The following is a 16,875-nucleotide window of genomic DNA, read 5'->3' on the forward strand; positions in this document are numbered from 1 at the left end:
GTCGGGTACAACGGCGCCTTCGGGGAAACGGTCAAACAGAATGTAGCCAGCGCGTCTCTCAAGGTCAGCTTCCAGGCTGGTTCGAGACGGAGCCGGGCGGGAGAGGTCTTGATGAGGAAATACGCGTATTTGGTTGCGATGCTGGGTGCGGCCTGCATCGCCGGTGTGCCGGCCGTGGCCGCGCAGACCAAGGGCGACAAGGTGGCGGCGCCGCCCGCCGCGGCTGATGCGCCGCAGCTGCCCGGCGGGGCATCGGCCTTGTCCGAAACCCATGGCGACTGGACGGTCAACTGCCAGATATCGGGCACGAACAAGGTCTGCAGCCTGTCGCACCAGCAGTTCAACAAGCAAAGCAACCAGCGGCTGCTGGCGATCGAACTGTCGAGCAAGACCGGCGAAGACGCCACCGGCACGCTTGCCCTGCCGTTTGGCTTGGCGCTCGCCAAGGGCGTCACCCTGACCATCGACGACCAGAAGCTCGATGGCAGCCTGGCGTTCAACACTTGCCAGGTGGTCGGCTGCCTGGTGCCGGTGGCGTTCGACGCCAATGTCACGCCGCTGCTCAAGAACGGCACCACGCTGAAGATCGACGCCTTTGCGGCCGACACGGGACAAGCGGTTAGCTTTTCCATTCCGCTCAACGGTTTCGGCGGCGCGCTCGCCCGCACGGCGGAACTGTTGTCAAACTGACGGTTCAGACAGGAATCCGATGCGCGGCGTCCAACGGGCGCCGCGTGTCTTATCCAATGCGCGTCAAACGATTGTTGTTTTCAACCGTTCGGCAATGAGGGTGGCGAGCCGCGCCGCCACCTTGTCCTTGGTCATTTCGGGCCATTCCTCGACGCCAGTCTTTGAGACGATCCGCACCTTGTTGCGGTCGCCGCCCATGACGCCCGTGGGGCCGATGCCGCTTTCATGCGAGACGTCGTTGGCGACGATGAAGTCGGCGCCTTTCTTTCTGAGCTTGGCCTCTGCATTGCGCAAAAGATCCTGCGTCTCGGCGGCGAAGCCGACGACCAGGCCGGGCCGTTGGCTGTGATGGCCGACGCCTGCCAGGATGTCGGGGTTTTCGACCATGCGCAGCACCGGTGGTCCTTCGCCTGCTACTTTCTTGATCTTCTCGCCCGCCGAATTCTCACTGCGCCAGTCGGCGACGGCGGCGACGAACACCGCGGCATCGGCGGGCAGAAGCTGTTCGACCGCGTCGCGCATCTCTTGCGCACGCTCGACATGGATGGTCTTCACGCCGGCCGGGTCGGCGATGCTTACAGGACCCGAGACGAGGCGCACATCGGCGCCAAGCCTTGCCAATGCCGCGGCGATGGCGTGGCCCTGCTTGCCGGAGGAACGGTTGGCGATATAGCGCACCGGGTCGATCGGTTCGTGCGTCGGACCGGAGGTAACGATGATCTTGCGCCCCGCCAACGGTTTGGGGCCGGCATCGAGCATCGCCTCGACCGCGGCGACGATCTCCAGCGGCTCGGCCATGCGGCCTTCGCCGGCCTCGTTGCTTTCGGCCATCTCGCCTTTGGCCGGACCGACGAAAGCGATGCCATCCTTGCCCAAGGTCGCGCGGTTGCGGCGAGTGGCCGGATGCGCCCACATCCTCGGGTTCATCGCCGGCGCCATCAGCACCGGCTTGTCGGTGGCGATGAGCACGGTGGAGGCAAGATCGTTGGCATGGCCGTTGGCAAGCTTGGCCATCAGATCGGCGGTGGCGGGCGCCACAACCAGAAGATCGGCCTCGCGCGACAGCCTGATGTGGCCGACATCGTGTTCGTCATTGCGGTCGAACAATTCGGTGAAGACATGGTCGGCCGAGAGTGCTCCAACCGACAGGGTGGTGACGAATTCCTGGGCAGCGGCAGTCATCACCACCCGAACAGCCGCACCGCGCTCGCGCAGCCGGCGGATCAGGTCGAGCGCCTTGTAGGCGGCGATGCCACCGCCGATGATGAGCAGGATGCGTTTGCTGGAGAGGCTCATGCACCCTCCCAAGGATTGACTATGTTGATACCGCAGTCGGAAAAGTCAGCAACATTTCTAGTCACTACCGCAAAGCCTCGTGAGCGAGCAACCGAGGCGATCTGTGCGTCAAATTCGCGGATAGGGCGTCCCAGAAATCGTCTCTTCGAAACAATCTCTGCGTATGCTTCGGCCTCACGGTCTCCAAACGCGAGCACTGGGGTCTTGAGCCACGTGGTGAAAAAGGCCCCGATAACACTGCCCAGTGCAGCTTTACGCTTTCCATCGGGCATGTTCGCAAGTCCGACAAGCAGCTCTGCCTTGGTCATCGCCGTGACATATGAGCGGGTCGCGAGGGAGCTATCCATCCAGGTAGCCACCCCTGCATCCGGCCGTGGTTTGAAGGTTTCGGAAATAACATTCGTATCCAGCACGAACATGGTTAGTCAAATTTCAGTGGTTCGCGCGTAGGGCCGCGCTCCGGCAACTCGATATCGAAACCGCCATGGGGCTCAACCAGTCTACGAATCGCGGCGTAAAGGGACTCGCCCCGAGGGTCTTGGTCCACACCGTCCGAAAGGACACTCTTGGCAAGAACGCTGCGCGCTTCCTCTTCCATTGAGACTCCCCTCATGGCAGCTCGCTCACGCAGTTTCTGCTTCACGTTGGTATCGAGATTGCGGATGGTAAGTGTGCTCATGTTTTTGCTCCTTACCCTCAACGTAGTCCATGAAAGCGTTGCTTTCAATGACAGCAATGCCTGCATTGCTGTCATTGAGGGTGCTCAGAGCAACTTCCAGGCTATATAGACTAGCGTCAGCGCAATCACCCACAGCGCCACGCGGCCGGAGCGGCTGTAGCGCGCCTCGGCCCTGCCGATGGCCCGCGCCGTGGTTTCGTCGAAGCGTAGCCCGTGCTCGGCCATCAGGTCGATTTCGCGCGACAGCCGGTCGGTGCGCGCGGCAAGCTCCGGCGCCTGGCGGGCGAGCGTCAGCAGCGCCCTGGCGCCGTCGCGCGCATCGACCATCATGCCGCGCGGGCCAAGGTTTCCAGCGATCCAGCCGCCGACCACCGGCTCGGCCGTCTTCCACATGTTGAAGGCCGGATCGAGCGTGCGCGCCACGCCCTCGACCACCACCATGGTCTTCTGCAGCAGGATCAGCTCGGGCCGCGTCGCCATGTCAAAGAGTTCGGTCACCTCGAACAGCAGCGTCAGCAGCTTGGCCATGGAGATGGTCTCGGCCGGCTGGCCATGGATCGGCTCGCCTATGGCGCGGATCGCCTGCGCAAAGGCCGCGACATTGTGCTGGCGCGGCACGTAACCGGCCTCGAAATGCACCTCGGCGACGCGCAGATAGTCGCGCGTGATGAAGCCATAGAGGATTTCGGCGAGGAAGCGACGCTCCTTCTTGCCGAGACGGCCGGCAATGCCGAGATCGACGGCGACAATGGTACCGCTCGCCTCGACGAACAAATTGCCGGGATGCATGTCGGCGTGGAAGAAACCGTCGCGCAAAGTATGGCGCAGGAACGACTGGATGAGGTTCGCGGCGATCGCTTTCAGATCATGGCCGGCCTCCTCCAGGCCTGCGATGTTGTTCATCTTGACGCCATCGACCCATTCCATCGTCAGCACGTCGCGGCCGGTGCGCTCCCAGTCGACGGACGGTACGCGAAAGCCCGGATCGTCCCTGGTGTTCTCACCAAGTTCGGAGAGTGCCGCCGCCTCGAGGCGCAAATCCATCTCGATCTTGGTGGTCTGTGCAAGCGTCTCGGTCACCTCGACAGGCCGCAGTCGGCGCGAGGAGGGGATGTATTTCTCCTGCAGGCGGGCGGCGAGGAAATAGCTTTCGAGATCCTGGAAGAAGCGGCGGCGCACGCCGGGCCGGATCACCTTCACCGCGACCTTGGTGGCAGCGCCGTCATGGATGGTTTCGGCGGTATGGACCTGGGCGATCGAAGCGGCGGCGACCGGGTCGCCGAACTCCGCGTAGAGATCGCTCACCTTGCGCCCGAGCGAGGCTTCGATGGCCGAGACCGCCTCGGCTCTCGGGAAGGTATGCATCTTGTCCTGCAGCATGGCGAGATCGAGCGCCATGTCGTTGCCGACGACATCGGGCCGCGTTGCCAGGAACTGGCCAAGCTTGACATAGGACGGGCCGAGCCGAACCACCGCCTTGGCCAGCCGGTCGCTGCGCTCATAGGCCAGCGCGCGGCGGCGGGTGAACAGCCGCGCCAGCCGCCAGCCGAATTTCGGCAGGCCGGACAGTTCCTCGCCCGGCAGAGCGGCGATGACGCCCTCGCGCACCAGCACCCAGCCGGCCCGTGCGAGCCTGAAACCAGCGCCGACGCTGCTCATGGCCGCACCCCGGCCGGTCCTTGCGACCGGCACGAGCCATATCGGGGATGGGAAATGCGGGCCAGCCTCAAAGCTTCCAGCCCGAATGCAGCGCGGCAATACCGCCGGAATAGTTGCGGAAGGAAACGCGGTCGAAACCAGCGCGGGAAATCATCGCCGCAAAATTCTGCTGGTTGGGGAATTTCGCGATCGATTCGACCAGATAGGAATAGGGCTCGCCGTCGCCGGTGACCATCTTGCCGATCCTGGGGATGGCGTTGAATGACCAGGCTTCATAGGCCTTGTCGAGCAGCGGCATCTCGACCTCGGAAAATTCCAGGCACAGGAACCGACCGCCCGGCTTCAGCACGCGGAACGCTTCCGCAAGCGCGACATCGATGCGCGGCACGTTGCGGATGCCGAAGGCGATGGTGTAGGCGTCGAAGGTGGCGTCAGCAAAGGGCAGTTCTTCGGCATTGGCCTCGACGAAATCGGTGTTGCCGGACAGGCCTTTCTTTTCGGCCCGGTCTCGCCCGACACTGAGCATCGAGCCGTTGATGTCGAGCACCGTGGCATGCGCGTTGCCATGGCTGGCATCGACAATGCGGAAGGCGATGTCGCCGGTGCCGCCGGCCACGTCCAGGACCTTCCAGCCCGCCCGCTTCGGCGGATTGAGCCATGTCACCATGGCATCCTTCCACAGCCGGTGCAGGCCGGCCGACATCAGGTCGTTCATCAGGTCATAGCGGTTGGCGACCTTGTGGAAAACATCGTTGACCAGGGACTGCTTCTCGCCTTCCCCTACACGCTTGAAACCATAGGAGGTTTCCATGCCGCCCGCGGCCGTGGTTCTCTCAACTGACATTTTTTTGATCCGTCATAAAACCGGCGGGACCATAGCCGATCGATGCTGTGGGCGCTATTGTTTAAGGCGCGGTGTTCAGCCGCGCTTCCAGGTGGTGGGTTTTCAAGACCTGGACTGACAGACGGGATGTTTGAATGCCTTTGAAAGCGGAACTGCACTGCCACATTGAAGGGGCAGCCGCGCCAGAACTCGTCATCCGCCAGGCGCAGAAATACGGCAAGGATACCTCGCCCTATATCCAGAACGGTTCCTTCGTCTGGCACGATTTCACGTCCTTCCTCGCGGCCTACGACTTTTCCGCCGATCTGTTCCGCACCGAGGAGGATTATGCGCGGCTGGCCGATCATTATCTGACCAGCCTGGCCCGCGACGGCGCCATCTATTCCGAAGTGTTCACCTCCCCGGATCATGCGACGAAGGCTGGGCTGTCGCCCAAGGCCTATACCGACGCGCTTGGCGAAGGCATGCTCCGCGCCAAGGCCAAGACCGGCATAGAGGGCCGCATGATCGTCACCGGCGTGCGCCATGTCGGTGTGGAATCGATCGAACGGGCGGCGCGCTTCGCGGCACGTTGCGGGCATCCGCTGGTCACCGGCTTCGGCGTTGCCGGCGACGAGCGCATGGGCGAGATGGAAGACTATGTCAGGGCTTTCGAGATCGCGCGCGAGGCCGGGCTCGGCATCACCATCCATGCCGGCGAACTGACGGGCTGGGAGACCGTGCAGGCGGCGCTCGACCATATCCGCCCCTCGCGCATCGGCCACGGCGTGCGCGCCATCGAGAACCCGGACCTCGTCCGGCGCATCGCCGACGAAGGCATCGTTCTGGAATGCTGTCCTGGTTCCAACATCGCGCTCAAGGTGTTCGACAGTTTTGCCGACCATCCGTTTCCCGCCTTGCAGGCGGCCGGCTGCAAGGTGACGCTCAACTCCGACGACCCGCCCTATTTCTGGACCTCGCTGAAGCGCGAATATGATATCGCCGCCGAGCATTTCGCAATGAACGAAAAGGCGCTTGCGGCCGTCACCAGAACCGCCATCGAAGCCGCCTTCGTCGACAGGAAGACCAAGGCGGCACTTCTTGCGCGGCTGAACGGCGCGGCACGCTGATTTTCTTCCGACAAAGCTGTGGTCGATGCCGGCCAAGCGGTTCCTTGGCCGCTCCATAGTCGCTAGGGTCGTTCCAGCTGCCTGAAGCGCGTCCGCGCGCCGGGCGACACGCATCAGGAGAGCACCATGAAGGGCGTCACCGTCGTCGACCACCCGCTTGTCCAGCACAAGCTGACCATCATGCGCAAGAAGGAGACTTCGACCGCCGGCTTCCGGCGGCTGTTGCGCGAGATATCGCTGCTGCTCGGCTACGAGGTGACCCGCAATCTCGAACTGACCACCACCACCATCGAGACACCAATCGAGGAAATGGAAGCGCCGACGTTGGAGGGCAAGAAGCTGGTGTTCGCTTCGGTGCTGCGCGCCGGCAACGGTCTGCTGGAAGGCCTGCTCGACCTGGTGCCGGCGGCCCGCGTCGCCCATATCGGCCTCTACCGCGACCACGAGACGCTGGAGGCGGTCGAATATTTCTTCAAGGCGCCGAGCGACCTCGCCGACCGGCTGGTGATCGTCGTCGATCCGATGCTGGCGACCGCCAATTCGGCGATCGCGGCGATCGACAAGCTGAAAGGGCGTGGCGCCACCAACATCCGGTTCCTGTGCCTTTTGGCGGCACCCGAAGGCATCGAGCGTTTCACCAAGGCGCATCCGGACGTTCCTGTGTTCACAGCGTCCATCGACCGCCAGCTCAATGAGAAGGGCTACATCATGCCCGGCCTCGGTGACGCCGGCGACCGCATGTACGGGACAAAGTAATTTACCGAATGTTTACGTAACGGTGCGGTTTTGGCGCCCGTTAAAGCGGCAAACACCATCAGGGGCTAAAGGATCGGCAGCACAAAGGCCGATCCATGCTGCGCAAGCTTCTCATCCTCAGCGTCTTTGCCGGTACATCGGCATCGATCCCGGTCGCCTACCAGTCGAATCCGCAGATATTTGAAAACCTGCTGAAATCGACGGTGACGGCCAAGCCCGAGGTCGAGGGACAACCGCAGGTCAGCCTGGCGTCGGTTCCCGACAAGCCGGCGGCGCCGCTGCCGACCGGGCGCAAGGTCGTCGTCGCGGCGGACGGGCGCGGACACTTCTCGTCGACCTTCAAACTCAACGGCCGTCAGGTGGACGGCATGATCGACACCGGCGCCACGCTGGTCGCGGTCAACACGTCGACGGCGCGCCGGATCGGGCTGTCGCTCAATCCGTCCGATTTCAGCCATGAGGTCAACACCGCCAACGGCTCGATCAAGGCGGCGGTGGTGATGATCGACCGGCTGCAGATCGGCAGCATCAGCGTCGATGGCGTGCAGGCCATCGTGCTCGACGACAAGGCGTTGCGCACCAACCTGATCGGCATGAGCTTCCTCAACCGGCTCGGCAAATACCAGGCCGAAAACGGCACGTTGCTGCTCGTCCAATAGGCTCCCGGCTCGGTCAGCCGCGCGGCAGGATCCGCCGGATGACGGTTTTGTCGGCCGGCGGTTTCGAGGCGCCGATGGCATAGGCCGAAACCACGGTGGCGGCTGCGGCCTCGGCATCGGAGGGTGAGCGGGCGTGGATCAGCGCCAGAGCATCTCCGGCGTGCACTTCCGCCCCTATGGGCAGCAGCCTGGTGATGCCGACGCTGGGGTCGATCTTGTCGTCAGGCCTTGTGCGCCCGCCGCCCAGGCCAACCACAGCAAGGCCGATGTCGCGGGTGGCGATGCCGGTGACGAACCCGTTTGCCGTTGCCTTGACCGCGAATTCCGTTGCCGCGTCGGGCAGGTATTTTTCCGGATTCTCGATGAAATCCGCGGGGCCGCCAAGCACCGCCACCATGCGCGCGAAGGTGGCGGCGGCACGGCCGCTGGTGAGCGCCTCGGTGGCGCGCCGCAGGCCATCCTGGTTGGACGACACCAATCCGGCCGACTGCAGCATTTCGGCGGCCAGCGCCAGTGTCACGTCCTCCAGGCGCCGGTCACGCAAACGGCCGGTGAGGAAATCGACGGCGTTGCGCACCTCGACGGCGTTGCCGGCGGCCGAGGCCAGCGGCTCGTTCATGCCGGTGATCAGCGCCGAGACCTTCAGCCCGGCGCCGCTGGCGACTTCGACCAGGCTGTTGGCGAGCGCGGTCGCGTCTCGCGATTTCTCCATGAAGGCACCATTGCCGACCTTGACGTCGAGCACCAGCGAACCCAGGCCGGCGGCCAGCTTCTTCGACAGGATCGAGGCCGTGATCAGCGGCACCGATTCCACCGTGCCGGTGACGTCGCGGATGGCATAGAGCCGGCGATCGGCCGGCGCCAGATCGGCGGTCTGGCCGATGATGGCGCAGCCCGTTTCCAGAACCGCCCGGCGAAACAACGCAATATCGGGCTGGCTGGTGTAGCCGGGGATCGCATCCATCTTGTCCAGCGTGCCGCCGGTATGGCCGAGGCCACGGCCTGAGATCATCGGCACATAGGCGCCGCAGGCAGCGACGAGCGGCGCCAGCATCAGCGAGACATTGTCGCCGACGCCGCCGGTCGAATGCTTGTCGGTGACCGGGCCGGGCAGGTCCGACCAGTCGAGCACATCGCCGGAATCGCGCATGGCCAGCGTCAACGCTACGGCCTCGTCGCGGTTCATGCCGTTGAAGAACACCGCCATGGCAAAAGCCGCGGCCTGGCCATCGGTGACGGCGCCCGAGGTGACGCCATTGATGAAGGCCGCGATTTCACCGGCCGAGAGCCTGTGGCCGTCCCGCTTGTGACGGATGATTTCCTGCGGAAGCATCAGCTCTCCAGCAGTCCGTCGCGGAACACTCTGTGCAGGACCGTTGCCAGCCGCGACCCGCCGACCGGCGCCATGTCCTTGGTCTCCTGGTGCGAAAGTTCGGCTCCGGTCATGCCGGCCGCCAGATTGGTGATAACCGAGCAGGCGGCGACGCGCAGGCCAAGGAAGCGGGCAAGAATGACCTCCGGCACGGTCGACATGCCCACCGCGTTGGCGCCCATGATGCGCGCCATACGGATTTCGGCCGGTGTTTCGAAACAGGGGCCGGAAAACCACATATAGACGCCCTGGTGCAGCGTGGTGCCGGTCGCCTTCGCCGCGCGCTCGATCGCCTTGCGGATGCCGGCGTCATAGGCTTCGGTCAGGCCGACGAAGCGGCGGTCGCTCGGCTCGCCGATCAGCGGATTGCTGCCCGAGAAATTGATGTGGTCGGTGAGCAGCATCACCGAGCCCGGCGGCATATCCGGATCGACAGAGCCGGCGGCATTGGTCAGGATCAGTTTGGTGATGCCAATGCCGGCGAGCACCTCCAGCACCGGCCGCATCGCCGCCGCATCGCCATGCTCATAGTAATGGGCGCGGCCCGACAGCATCAGCACCGGCACGCCGGCAAACAGCCCCGCCACGACTTCGCCGGCATGGCCGCTGACGCCGCTTCTGGGAAAACCCGGCAGGTCGGCATAGGGGACGCGGATCGGGTGCTCGATCCGGTCGACAAGCACGCCGAGGCCCGAACCCAGCACCAGCGCTGTCGACGGGGCCAGGCCGTCCAGCCTTTCGATCAGATGGTCCACCGTTTTTTCGGTCATTGCAGCCCGCTCTTCATTTGAGCCAATTCTTCATTTGAGCCAATTCTTCATTTGAGAATGTCGCCGCGAAAACCGTAGGGCAGCATGTCGCCCATGGTCACGGTCTCGGCGACGCCGGTGTTGTCGCAGAGGTAGAGTTTTGTCTCCGGGCGGCAGAACTCGGCGAGCCGCTGGCGGCAGCCGCCGCAGGGCGAGCATTTGGCCATGCGTTCGGCAATAACCGCGATCTCGACGATTTTGCCGCCGCCGCCCATGATGTAGTGGCCGAGCGCGGTGGTCTCGGCGCACCAGCCCTCCGGATAGGAGGCGACCTCGACGTTGGCGCCGGTGAAGACGCGCCCGTCCTCGGTGCGCAAGGCGGCGCCCACCGGAAATTTCGAATAGGGCGCATAGGCCTTGGCCATGGCGGTCCTGGCCGCTTCGAACAGATCATGCGACATTCAGTTCTTCTCTCCGATGATCGTGTCCAAAACCCGGCGCGTGCCTCGCGCCGAGCCTAGCGTTCCTTGACGTAGGGCACGCCGCCGGCGCGCGGCGGGATGGCCTTGCCGATGAAGCCGGCGAGCAGGATGACGGTGAGGATATAGGGCAGGGCCTGCATGAACTGCACCGGCACCTTGCCGATGATCGGCAGCGGCGAGCCCTGCAGGCGGATTGCCGCCGCATCGAGGAAGCCGAACAGCAGGCAGGCGAACATGGCGTTGACCGGCTTCCATTTGGCGAAGATCAGCGCGGCTAGCGCGATGTAACCCTTGCCGGCGGTCATGTCCTTCACGAAGCCGCCATTCTGCACCATCGACAGATAGGCACCGGCGACGCCGGTGAGGATGCCGGTGCAGATCAGCGCGCGGTAGCGCAGCCAGGCGACCGAGATGCCGGCAGTGTCGACAGCGGCCGGGTTCTCGCCGACAGCGCGCAGGCGCAGGCCAAAGCGGGTGCGGAACAGCACCCACCAGGTGAACGGCACCATCAGGAAAGCGAGGTAGACCAGCAGCGAATGGCCGGAGATCAGTTCCGCATAGATCGGACCGATGATCGGCACGTCCCGGACCGCCTCGGCGCCGGGCCAGACAATCGCGTCGAACCGCTCGCCCGGTTGCAGCGCCGGCGTGCGCCCGCCCTGCTGGAACCAGGCTTGACCGAGGATGATGGTCGAGCCGGCGGCGATGAAATTGATGGCCACGCCGGACACGATCTGGTTGCCGCGGTGCGTGATCGAGGCGAAGCCGTGCACCATGGCAAAGGCGACCGAAATCAGGATCGCCATGCCGAGGCCGAGAAAGGCCGAATGGAACACGGAAGCCGCGGCGGCACCGGCGAAAGCGCCGACCAGCATCTTGCCTTCCAGCCCGATGTCGAAGATGCCCGAACGCTCGGAAAAGAGGCCGGCGAGGCAGGCGAGCAGCAAGGGCACCGACAGGCGGATGGTTGAGTCCAATATCTGCACGATGGCGATAAAGACATCCATCTCAGGCGCCCTTTCCCTTGACCGCTTCCATGCCGACCGACCTCGGGCTAAACGAGGCGAACAGTGCCTGGATGTAAGGCCTGAACATGTGTTCCAGCGCGCCGGCGAACAGGATCACCAGACCCTGGATGATGACGATCATGTCGCGGCTGATCGCCGGCATCTCGAAGGCGAGTTCGGCGCCGCCCTGGTAGAGCATGCCGAACAGGACTGCCGCCAGCACGATGCCGACCGGATGCAGGCGCCCCATCAGCGCCACGGCGATGCCGACGAAACCGGCGCCGGAGACGAAGTCGATCGCGACATTGTGCTGGTCGCCCATCACCGGATTGAGCGCCATCATGCCGGCGAGCGCGCCCGAGATCATCATGGCAGTGATGATGATGCGGGTTTCCGAAATGCCGGCATAGCGCGCTGCCTTGGGGCTGTGGCCATAGGTGCGCATCTCATAGCCGAGCTTGGTGCGCCAGATCAGCAGCCAGACCAGGAAGGCCATGAGCAGTGCCAGCAGGAAGGTGACGTTCAGCGGCGCCGAGCGGATCTTGGCGCCGAACAGCTCGATGATCCAGTTGAGCTTCGGCAGTTCGGCGCCCGCGAAGAAGTTGCGCGTTTGCGGCGCTTGCGACCCTGCCGGCTTCAACGGCCCGACCAGCAGATAGACCATGATCGAGGCGGCGATGAAGTTGAACATGATGGTGGTGATGACGATGTGCGAGCCGCGCTTGGCCTGCAGATAGGCGGGGATCAGCGCCCACAACGCGCCGACAGCCGCCGAAGCGACGATGGCCAGCGGAAATGTCAGCCACCAGGGCAGCGTGCTGTCGAAGGACAGGCAGACGATGGCGATGCCAAGGCCGGCGATATAGGCCTGCCCCTCGGTGCCGATGTTGAACAGGCCGCAATGCGCCGCCACCGCCACCGAAAGCCCGGTGAAAATGAAGGTGGTGGCATAGAACAGGGTGAAGGCGATGCCGGTTCCCTTGCCGAAGGCGCCCTCGACGAGGATGACCGCGGCGCGGAACGGATTTTCGCCGACCAGCAGCACGACGAAGCCGGCGACGATGAAGGCCACCGAAAGGTTGATCACCGGGATCAGCCCATAGTCGGCCCAGGCCGGCAATTTAGCGTAAGGCGTGCTCATGCGGCGGCCTCTTGCTCGACGCCCGCCATCAGCAGGCCAAGCTCGCCCTCGGTCGCCTCCGGGCCGCGCTCGCCGACGATACGGCCGGCAAACATCACCAGGATGCGGTCCGACAGCGAACGAATCTCATCGAGCTCAACCGACACCACCAGCACGGCCTTGCCCTGATCGCGCATGGCGATCAGGCGCTTGTGGATGAATTCGATGGCGCCGACATCGACGCCGCGCGTCGGCTGGCCGACGATCAACACACCCGGGTCTTGTTCCATTTCCCGCGCGAGCACGATCTTCTGCTGGTTGCCGCCGGAGAAGTTGGCGGTCTTCAGCCGCGGATTGCCGGGACGGATGTCGTATTTCTCGATCTTGTCCTTGGCGTCGGCCATGATGGCATCGACGTTGAGGAATGGCCCTTTGAGATAGCGGGGGTCGTCGTGATAGCCGAGGATGGAATTTTCGTTCTCCTCGAAGGCCAGCACCAGCCCGACATGGTGGCGATCCTCCGGCACATGGGCGAGCCCGCGGTCGCGCAATTCGCCGGGGTCGGCCTTGCCGGTGAGATCGATCGGCTTGCCGTCCAGCATGACGGAGCCGGAAACGGCGTGCCTGATGCCGGAAATCGCCTCGAGCAGTTCGGATTGTCCGTTGCCGGCGACGCCGGCGATGCCGACGATCTCGCCGGCGCGCAGGTCGAAGGAGATGTCGTCGACCATAGTGACGCCACGCGAATCCTTGACCGTCAGGTTCTTGACCGCAAGCTTGACGGCCCCGGCTTCGGCTTCACCCTTCTCGACCCGCAGCAGCACGCGGCGTCCGACCATCAGTTCGGCCAGTTCCTCGACGGTGGTCTTTTTCGTTTCCCTCGTTGCCACCATCGTGCCCTGGCGCATGACCGACACGGTGTCGGTGATGGCCATGATCTCGCGCAGCTTGTGGGTGATCAGCACCACCGTCTTTCCCTGTTCCTTCAGCTGCTTGAGGATGCGGAAGAGGTGATCGGCCTCGGCCGGTGTCAAAACGCCCGTCGGCTCATCGAGAATGAGAATCTCGGCGCCGCGATAGAGCGCCTTGAGGATTTCCACGCGCTGCTGCAGGCCGACCGGCAGTTCCTCGATGATCGCGTCCGGATCGACTTCGAGCCCATATTCACGTTCGAGGCGTTCGAGTTCGGAGCGTGCCTTGGTGATGCTGCGCTTCAACAGCGCATCGCTTTCGGCTCCGAGGATGATGTTTTCCAGCACCGTGAAATTGTCGACCAGCATGAAATGCTGGTGCACCATGCCGATGCCGAGCGCGATCGCGTCGTTGGGCGTCTTGATCGACGCCGGCTGGCCGCCGACGCGGATTTCGCCGCTGTCGGCCTGGTAGAAGCCATAGAGGATCGACATCAGCGTCGACTTGCCGGCGCCGTTCTCGCCGACGATGCCATGGATGGTGCCGCGCGCGATCTCCAGATTGATGTCGCGGTTGGCGCGCACGGCGCCAAAACTCTTGTTGATGCCGATCAGTTCGATTGCGGCTTGCGCCATGCAGCCAGTCCCACTCTTATTTTTTTATCGCTTGGTCAAAATGCCTAGCATGACGCTCCGCCCATGCCAATCGGCCGGAGCAGCATCCACTCTCGGCAAATCCCGGTGTGCTTGTCAATTTCCAACGTGTCCGCCAGCTTCATATTCGCTAATATGACGGCATCGAAATTCGCATCACGATGCAAGGCATTGTGGAGCAACATCAGGGACTGCAAATGATCATGCCCGCCGACCGGCTGACGACGCTGGAAATCCGCGCCGCCGAGCAGGAGAAGACCATCGAGGAGCTGTCGGGCCAGATCGCCGAGCAGTGGACGGTGATCGAGCGCATGCAGCGCAAGCTCGACGCGCTCACCGACCGTTTCCTGGCGCTGGAGGAGCAGTCGGCGCCCGATGTGCCGGTGACCAAGCCGCCGCACTGGTGAGGAAAAGGGGAGGGCGCACATCATGAGCGACCGCATCGCAAGGGCCGGTGACTATGTGCTTGGCCTGATGAACGACGCGGAGCGCGAACGGGCCGAACGCGATCTGGAAATCGACCCCGCCTTCCGCGATGCCGTGCTGCAGCTTGCCGAACGCATGCATATGTTCGACCGTGCCGAAAAACCGGGTGGCCTGCCAGCCAATCATTGGGAACTGGTCACCCAGCGTATCGCCGAATTGCCGCAGATGCGCGGCGTTGGTCTGGACGGGTCGAAACCAACGCCGGTGATCCGCAGCCTAGAGCGCCGGCCCTACGGCGTCGGTGTGCATTCGCTTGGCGACCGGCGCGGTGCCGTCATCGCTATCGTGCTGATCGCGGTCTTCGCGCTCGGCTATCTGGCAGGAAAACTATAGGCCGACGCGAAACCGCCGGGCTTGCGCCCGGCGGTTGCAGATTCTTGGCTGTATGGCGCTGCCGATCAATAGGGGCAGGCGTTGTCAGCCGTGTAGTCGTGCACCTGGATCTTGCCGGCGATGATGTCGGCCTTGGCCTTCTCGACCGCCGCCTTCATCTCGTCCGTCACCAGCGCCTTGTTGTTGTCGTCCATGGCGTAGTCGACGCCGCCTTCCTTGAGGCCGAGATTCTGCACGCCGCCCTTGAAGGTGCCGTTCTTGCCGTCCATGAAGGCATTGTAGACGGCAACGTCGACGCGCTTCATCATCGAGGTCAGCACCTTGCCGGGCTGCAGGCCGTTCTGGTTGGAATCGACGCCGATGCCGAGCTTGCCGGCATCAGCCGCCGCCTGCAGCACGCCGACGCCGGTGCCGCCGGCCGCGGCGTAGACCACGTCGGAACCCTGGTCGATCTGCGTCTTGGCGATCTCGCCGCCCTTGGCCGGGTCGTTCCAGGCAGCCGGCGTGTCGCCGGTCATGTTCTGGATGACGTCCGTCGCACCGGCGGCCTTGGCGCCGCCGACATAGCCGCATTCGAACTTGCGGATCAGCGGGATGTCCATGCCGCCGATGAAGGAGACCTTCTTGGACTTCGAGGCCATCCCTGCCAGGATGCCGACCAGATAGGAGCCTTCATTCTCCTTGAACACCAGCGAGCGGACATTGGGCATGTCGACGGCGTCGTCGATGATGGCGAAGTTCAGGTCGGGATAATCCTTTGCGACCGCCTTGAGGGCATCTTCCCAGGCAAAACCGGCCATGACGATCGGGTTGCGGCCATCCTCGGCGAAGCGGCGCAGGGCCTGCTCGCGCTGCGAAGCGTTGGACACTTCGAACTCGACATAGGCGACGCCGGTCTCGGTCTTGAATTTTTCGGCGCCGTGGAAGGCCGCCTCGTTGAAGGATTTGTCGAACTTGCCGCCCAGATCATAAAGGATGGCCGGCTGCACATCCGCGGCGAAAGCCGGAAGAACCATTGCGGTTGCGGCCAGGAGGCCGAGAACGATACGTTTCATGTGATCCACACCCTGTCGGTTATTTTTTCCGTTACGCCTGCCTGCCTGCCCGGTTCTGCGGCAGGCATGCGACGTCAGCCAGGAGTGTATTCCCCTCCCGCTCGGCGGCAATCTGGCACGGCCCGAAACAAAATTCACGCGGAATTTTGACCTTTTGGAAAAGCGTGCCGCGGGCGGACCGTGCCGCAAAGCGATCCTTGCGCGTTAGAGCGGTTCATCGTTTCGCGGAAACGCCGAACCGCTCTAACATTTTGTTTTGACGCAATTCCTGTGGGAAAGCGCTCTGCGCTTTCCCCGGGAAAACCGTTTCACACTTTTCCTGGAATTGCTCCAGCCCTCAGGCGGTAGCGGCCGGCATGGCGCAGGCAATGCCGGTGCCCTTGAGGTTGCAATAACCGTAAGGGTTCTTCGCCAGATATTGCTGGTGATCGGCCTCGGCGAAGTAGAAAGCCGGCGCCGGCGCGATCTCGGTGGTGATCCTGCCGTGGCCGGCACCGCGCAGCGCGGCCTGATAGGCATCGCGCGAGGCGTTCGCCGCCTGGAATTGCGCATCGCCTGATGTGTAGATGGCCGAGCGATAGGTGGTGCCGACATCATTGCCCTGGCGCATGCCTTGCGTCGGGTCATGGCTTTCCCAGAACAGCTGCAGGAGGTCGGCATAGGAGACGATCTTGGGGTCGAAGACGACCAGCACCACTTCGGCATGGCCGGTCAGCCCGGTGCAAGTTTCCTGATAGGTCGGATTGGGCGTGATGCCGCCGGCATAGCCGACAGCGGTGACCCAGACGCCCTCGGTCTGCCAGAACAGACGCTCGGCGCCCCAGAAGCAGCCGAGCCCGAACATCGCCGTCTCCAGCCCATCGGGGTAGGGGCCCTTGAGCGGCCTTTTCAGGACATGGTGCTTGGAAATTGTCGGGATCGCCTTGGCACGGCCCGGCAAAGCCTCGGACGGCTTCGGCATATTGAGCTTTTTGTTCAGCATGTCGCTGAGAAAGAACATGCGCGGCCTTCCTT

19 protein-coding genes are annotated in these 16,875 nt (G+C 63.7%); 6 read left to right on the forward strand and 13 right to left on the reverse strand.

Annotation, left to right across the window (positions count from 1 at the left end; all coding sequences use genetic code 11):
* Positions 1-111: 111 nt before the first annotated feature.
* Positions 112-690, forward strand: a complete 579-nt coding sequence (locus tag JN279_RS10575) for an invasion associated locus B family protein (RefSeq protein WP_096450172.1) — start codon at positions 112-114, stop codon at positions 688-690.
* Between the two features lie 63 nt (positions 691-753).
* Here JN279_RS10575 and coaBC read toward each other — a convergent pair whose 3' ends face one another.
* The 5 genes from coaBC to ubiE form a co-directional block, all read right to left on the reverse strand.
* Entirely contained in the window at positions 754-1,986 is a 1,233-nt protein-coding gene (gene coaBC / locus JN279_RS10580) for a bifunctional phosphopantothenoylcysteine decarboxylase/phosphopantothenate--cysteine ligase CoaBC (RefSeq protein WP_096450170.1), read from the reverse strand.
* On the reverse strand, positions 1,983-2,405 hold the full coding sequence (locus tag JN279_RS10585) for a type II toxin-antitoxin system VapC family toxin (protein ID WP_202352713.1): 423 nt from the start codon (positions 2,403-2,405) through the stop codon (positions 1,983-1,985). The genes coaBC and JN279_RS10585 overlap by 4 nt, the downstream gene beginning before the upstream one ends.
* 2 nt (positions 2,406-2,407) lie before the next feature.
* Positions 2,408-2,665: a FitA-like ribbon-helix-helix domain-containing protein gene (locus tag JN279_RS10590; protein ID WP_096457903.1), complete on the reverse strand. Its 258-nt coding sequence runs from the start codon at positions 2,663-2,665 to the stop codon at positions 2,408-2,410.
* Between the two features lie 84 nt (positions 2,666-2,749).
* Complete coding sequence (gene ubiB / locus JN279_RS10595; protein WP_096450166.1) at positions 2,750-4,324, reverse strand: 2-polyprenylphenol 6-hydroxylase; 1,575 nt, start codon at positions 4,322-4,324, stop codon at positions 2,750-2,752.
* 67 nt (positions 4,325-4,391) lie between these two features.
* Positions 4,392-5,168, reverse strand: a complete 777-nt coding sequence (ubiE, locus tag JN279_RS10600; RefSeq protein WP_096450164.1) for a bifunctional demethylmenaquinone methyltransferase/2-methoxy-6-polyprenyl-1,4-benzoquinol methylase UbiE — start codon at positions 5,166-5,168, stop codon at positions 4,392-4,394.
* A gap of 134 nt (positions 5,169-5,302) precedes the next feature.
* On the opposite strand from ubiE, the gene JN279_RS10605 reads away from it, so the two are divergent.
* The 3 genes from JN279_RS10605 (at position 5,303) to JN279_RS10615 (ending at position 7,692) form a co-directional block, all read left to right on the forward strand.
* The gene (locus JN279_RS10605; RefSeq protein ID WP_096450162.1) at positions 5,303-6,277 is read left to right on the forward strand and encodes an adenosine deaminase; all 975 of its coding nucleotides are present in this window, start codon (positions 5,303-5,305) and stop codon (positions 6,275-6,277) included.
* Between the two features lie 126 nt (positions 6,278-6,403).
* Positions 6,404-7,033, forward strand: a complete 630-nt coding sequence (gene upp, locus JN279_RS10610; RefSeq protein ID WP_095199484.1) for a uracil phosphoribosyltransferase — start codon at positions 6,404-6,406, stop codon at positions 7,031-7,033.
* Positions 7,034-7,128: 95 nt separating this feature from the next.
* Positions 7,129-7,692 (forward strand): TIGR02281 family clan AA aspartic protease, encoded by a 564-nt coding sequence (locus JN279_RS10615; protein WP_202352714.1) that lies wholly within the window; start codon positions 7,129-7,131, stop codon positions 7,690-7,692.
* Between the two features lie 13 nt (positions 7,693-7,705).
* Here the strand turns inward: JN279_RS10615 and deoA are convergent, their stop codons facing one another.
* From deoA to JN279_RS10645, 6 genes are read right to left on the reverse strand one after another with little or no spacing between them, the layout of a single operon-like run.
* The gene (gene deoA / locus JN279_RS10620; protein ID WP_096450158.1) at positions 7,706-9,025 is read right to left on the reverse strand and encodes a thymidine phosphorylase; all 1,320 of its coding nucleotides are present in this window, start codon (positions 9,023-9,025) and stop codon (positions 7,706-7,708) included.
* Entirely contained in the window at positions 9,025-9,834 is an 810-nt protein-coding gene (locus JN279_RS10625; protein WP_096450156.1) for a purine-nucleoside phosphorylase, read from the reverse strand. Before JN279_RS10625 ends, deoA begins: the two co-directional genes overlap by 1 nt.
* 47 nt (positions 9,835-9,881) lie before the next feature.
* Entirely contained in the window at positions 9,882-10,274 is a 393-nt protein-coding gene (gene cdd / locus JN279_RS10630) for a cytidine deaminase (protein ID WP_096450154.1), read from the reverse strand.
* Positions 10,275-10,330: 56 nt separating this feature from the next.
* A complete protein-coding gene (locus JN279_RS10635) occupies positions 10,331-11,302 on the reverse strand; it encodes an ABC transporter permease (protein WP_096450152.1) in 972 nt (323 codons plus the stop codon).
* 1 nt (position 11,303) lies between these two features.
* The gene (locus JN279_RS10640) at positions 11,304-12,443 is read right to left on the reverse strand and encodes an ABC transporter permease (RefSeq protein ID WP_096450150.1); all 1,140 of its coding nucleotides are present in this window, start codon (positions 12,441-12,443) and stop codon (positions 11,304-11,306) included.
* Positions 12,440-13,969, reverse strand: a complete 1,530-nt coding sequence (locus tag JN279_RS10645) for an ABC transporter ATP-binding protein (RefSeq protein WP_096450148.1) — start codon at positions 13,967-13,969, stop codon at positions 12,440-12,442. The genes JN279_RS10640 and JN279_RS10645 overlap by 4 nt, the downstream gene beginning before the upstream one ends.
* Before the next feature lie 218 nt (positions 13,970-14,187).
* On the opposite strand from JN279_RS10645, the gene JN279_RS10650 reads away from it, so the two are divergent.
* Together JN279_RS10650 and JN279_RS10655 are read left to right on the forward strand one after the other, a co-directional pair.
* Positions 14,188-14,394: a SlyX family protein gene (locus tag JN279_RS10650; RefSeq protein WP_202353688.1), complete on the forward strand. Its 207-nt coding sequence runs from the start codon at positions 14,188-14,190 to the stop codon at positions 14,392-14,394.
* A gap of 22 nt (positions 14,395-14,416) precedes the next feature.
* On the forward strand, positions 14,417-14,806 hold the full coding sequence (locus JN279_RS10655) for a hypothetical protein (RefSeq protein ID WP_096450144.1): 390 nt from the start codon (positions 14,417-14,419) through the stop codon (positions 14,804-14,806).
* Positions 14,807-14,871: 65 nt separating this feature from the next.
* Here JN279_RS10655 and JN279_RS10660 read toward each other — a convergent pair whose 3' ends face one another.
* Together JN279_RS10660 and msrA are read right to left on the reverse strand one after the other, a co-directional pair.
* Complete coding sequence (locus JN279_RS10660) at positions 14,872-15,861, reverse strand: BMP family lipoprotein (RefSeq protein ID WP_096450142.1); 990 nt, start codon at positions 15,859-15,861, stop codon at positions 14,872-14,874.
* 337 nt (positions 15,862-16,198) lie between these two features.
* Positions 16,199-16,861 carry a peptide-methionine (S)-S-oxide reductase MsrA gene (msrA, locus tag JN279_RS10665; RefSeq protein WP_096450140.1) on the reverse strand — a complete coding sequence of 221 codons (663 nt, stop codon included), beginning with the start codon at positions 16,859-16,861 and terminating at the stop codon, positions 16,199-16,201.
* Positions 16,862-16,875: the final 14 nt, after the last annotated feature.

The sequence above is a fragment of the Mesorhizobium sp. 113-1-2 genome (assembly GCF_016756475.1).
Classification (GTDB): domain Bacteria; phylum Pseudomonadota; class Alphaproteobacteria; order Rhizobiales; family Rhizobiaceae; genus Mesorhizobium; species Mesorhizobium loti_C.

Excerpts from the sequence above, each read along its gene's own strand:
- JN279_RS10625 (WP_096450156.1), bottom strand. The coding sequence starts at position 9,834 with ATGACCGAAAAAACGGTGGACCATCTGATCGAAAGGCTGGACGGCCTG.
- JN279_RS10615 (WP_202352714.1), top strand. The coding sequence starts at position 7,129 with ATGCTGCGCAAGCTTCTCATCCTCAGCGTCTTTGCCGGTACATCGGCA.
- JN279_RS10590 (WP_096457903.1), bottom strand. The coding sequence starts at position 2,665 with ATGAGCACACTTACCATCCGCAATCTCGATACCAACGTGAAGCAGAAA.
- deoA (WP_096450158.1), bottom strand. The coding sequence starts at position 9,025 with ATGCTTCCGCAGGAAATCATCCGTCACAAGCGGGACGGCCACAGGCTC.
- JN279_RS10635 (WP_096450152.1), bottom strand. The coding sequence starts at position 11,302 with ATGGATGTCTTTATCGCCATCGTGCAGATATTGGACTCAACCATCCGC.
- JN279_RS10645 (WP_096450148.1), bottom strand. The coding sequence starts at position 13,969 with ATGGCGCAAGCCGCAATCGAACTGATCGGCATCAACAAGAGTTTTGGC.
- msrA (WP_096450140.1), bottom strand. The coding sequence starts at position 16,861 with ATGTTCTTTCTCAGCGACATGCTGAACAAAAAGCTCAATATGCCGAAG.
- JN279_RS10660 (WP_096450142.1), bottom strand. The coding sequence starts at position 15,861 with ATGAAACGTATCGTTCTCGGCCTCCTGGCCGCAACCGCAATGGTTCTT.
- JN279_RS10585 (WP_202352713.1), bottom strand. The coding sequence starts at position 2,405 with ATGTTCGTGCTGGATACGAATGTTATTTCCGAAACCTTCAAACCACGG.
- JN279_RS10575 (WP_096450172.1), top strand. The coding sequence starts at position 112 with ATGAGGAAATACGCGTATTTGGTTGCGATGCTGGGTGCGGCCTGCATC.
- ubiE (WP_096450164.1), bottom strand. The coding sequence starts at position 5,168 with ATGTCAGTTGAGAGAACCACGGCCGCGGGCGGCATGGAAACCTCCTAT.
- JN279_RS10655 (WP_096450144.1), top strand. The coding sequence starts at position 14,417 with ATGAGCGACCGCATCGCAAGGGCCGGTGACTATGTGCTTGGCCTGATG.
- JN279_RS10605 (WP_096450162.1), top strand. The coding sequence starts at position 5,303 with ATGCCTTTGAAAGCGGAACTGCACTGCCACATTGAAGGGGCAGCCGCG.
- JN279_RS10640 (WP_096450150.1), bottom strand. The coding sequence starts at position 12,443 with ATGAGCACGCCTTACGCTAAATTGCCGGCCTGGGCCGACTATGGGCTG.
- ubiB (WP_096450166.1), bottom strand. The coding sequence starts at position 4,324 with ATGAGCAGCGTCGGCGCTGGTTTCAGGCTCGCACGGGCCGGCTGGGTG.
- cdd (WP_096450154.1), bottom strand. The coding sequence starts at position 10,274 with ATGTCGCATGATCTGTTCGAAGCGGCCAGGACCGCCATGGCCAAGGCC.
- coaBC (WP_096450170.1), bottom strand. The coding sequence starts at position 1,986 with ATGAGCCTCTCCAGCAAACGCATCCTGCTCATCATCGGCGGTGGCATC.
- upp (WP_095199484.1), top strand. The coding sequence starts at position 6,404 with ATGAAGGGCGTCACCGTCGTCGACCACCCGCTTGTCCAGCACAAGCTG.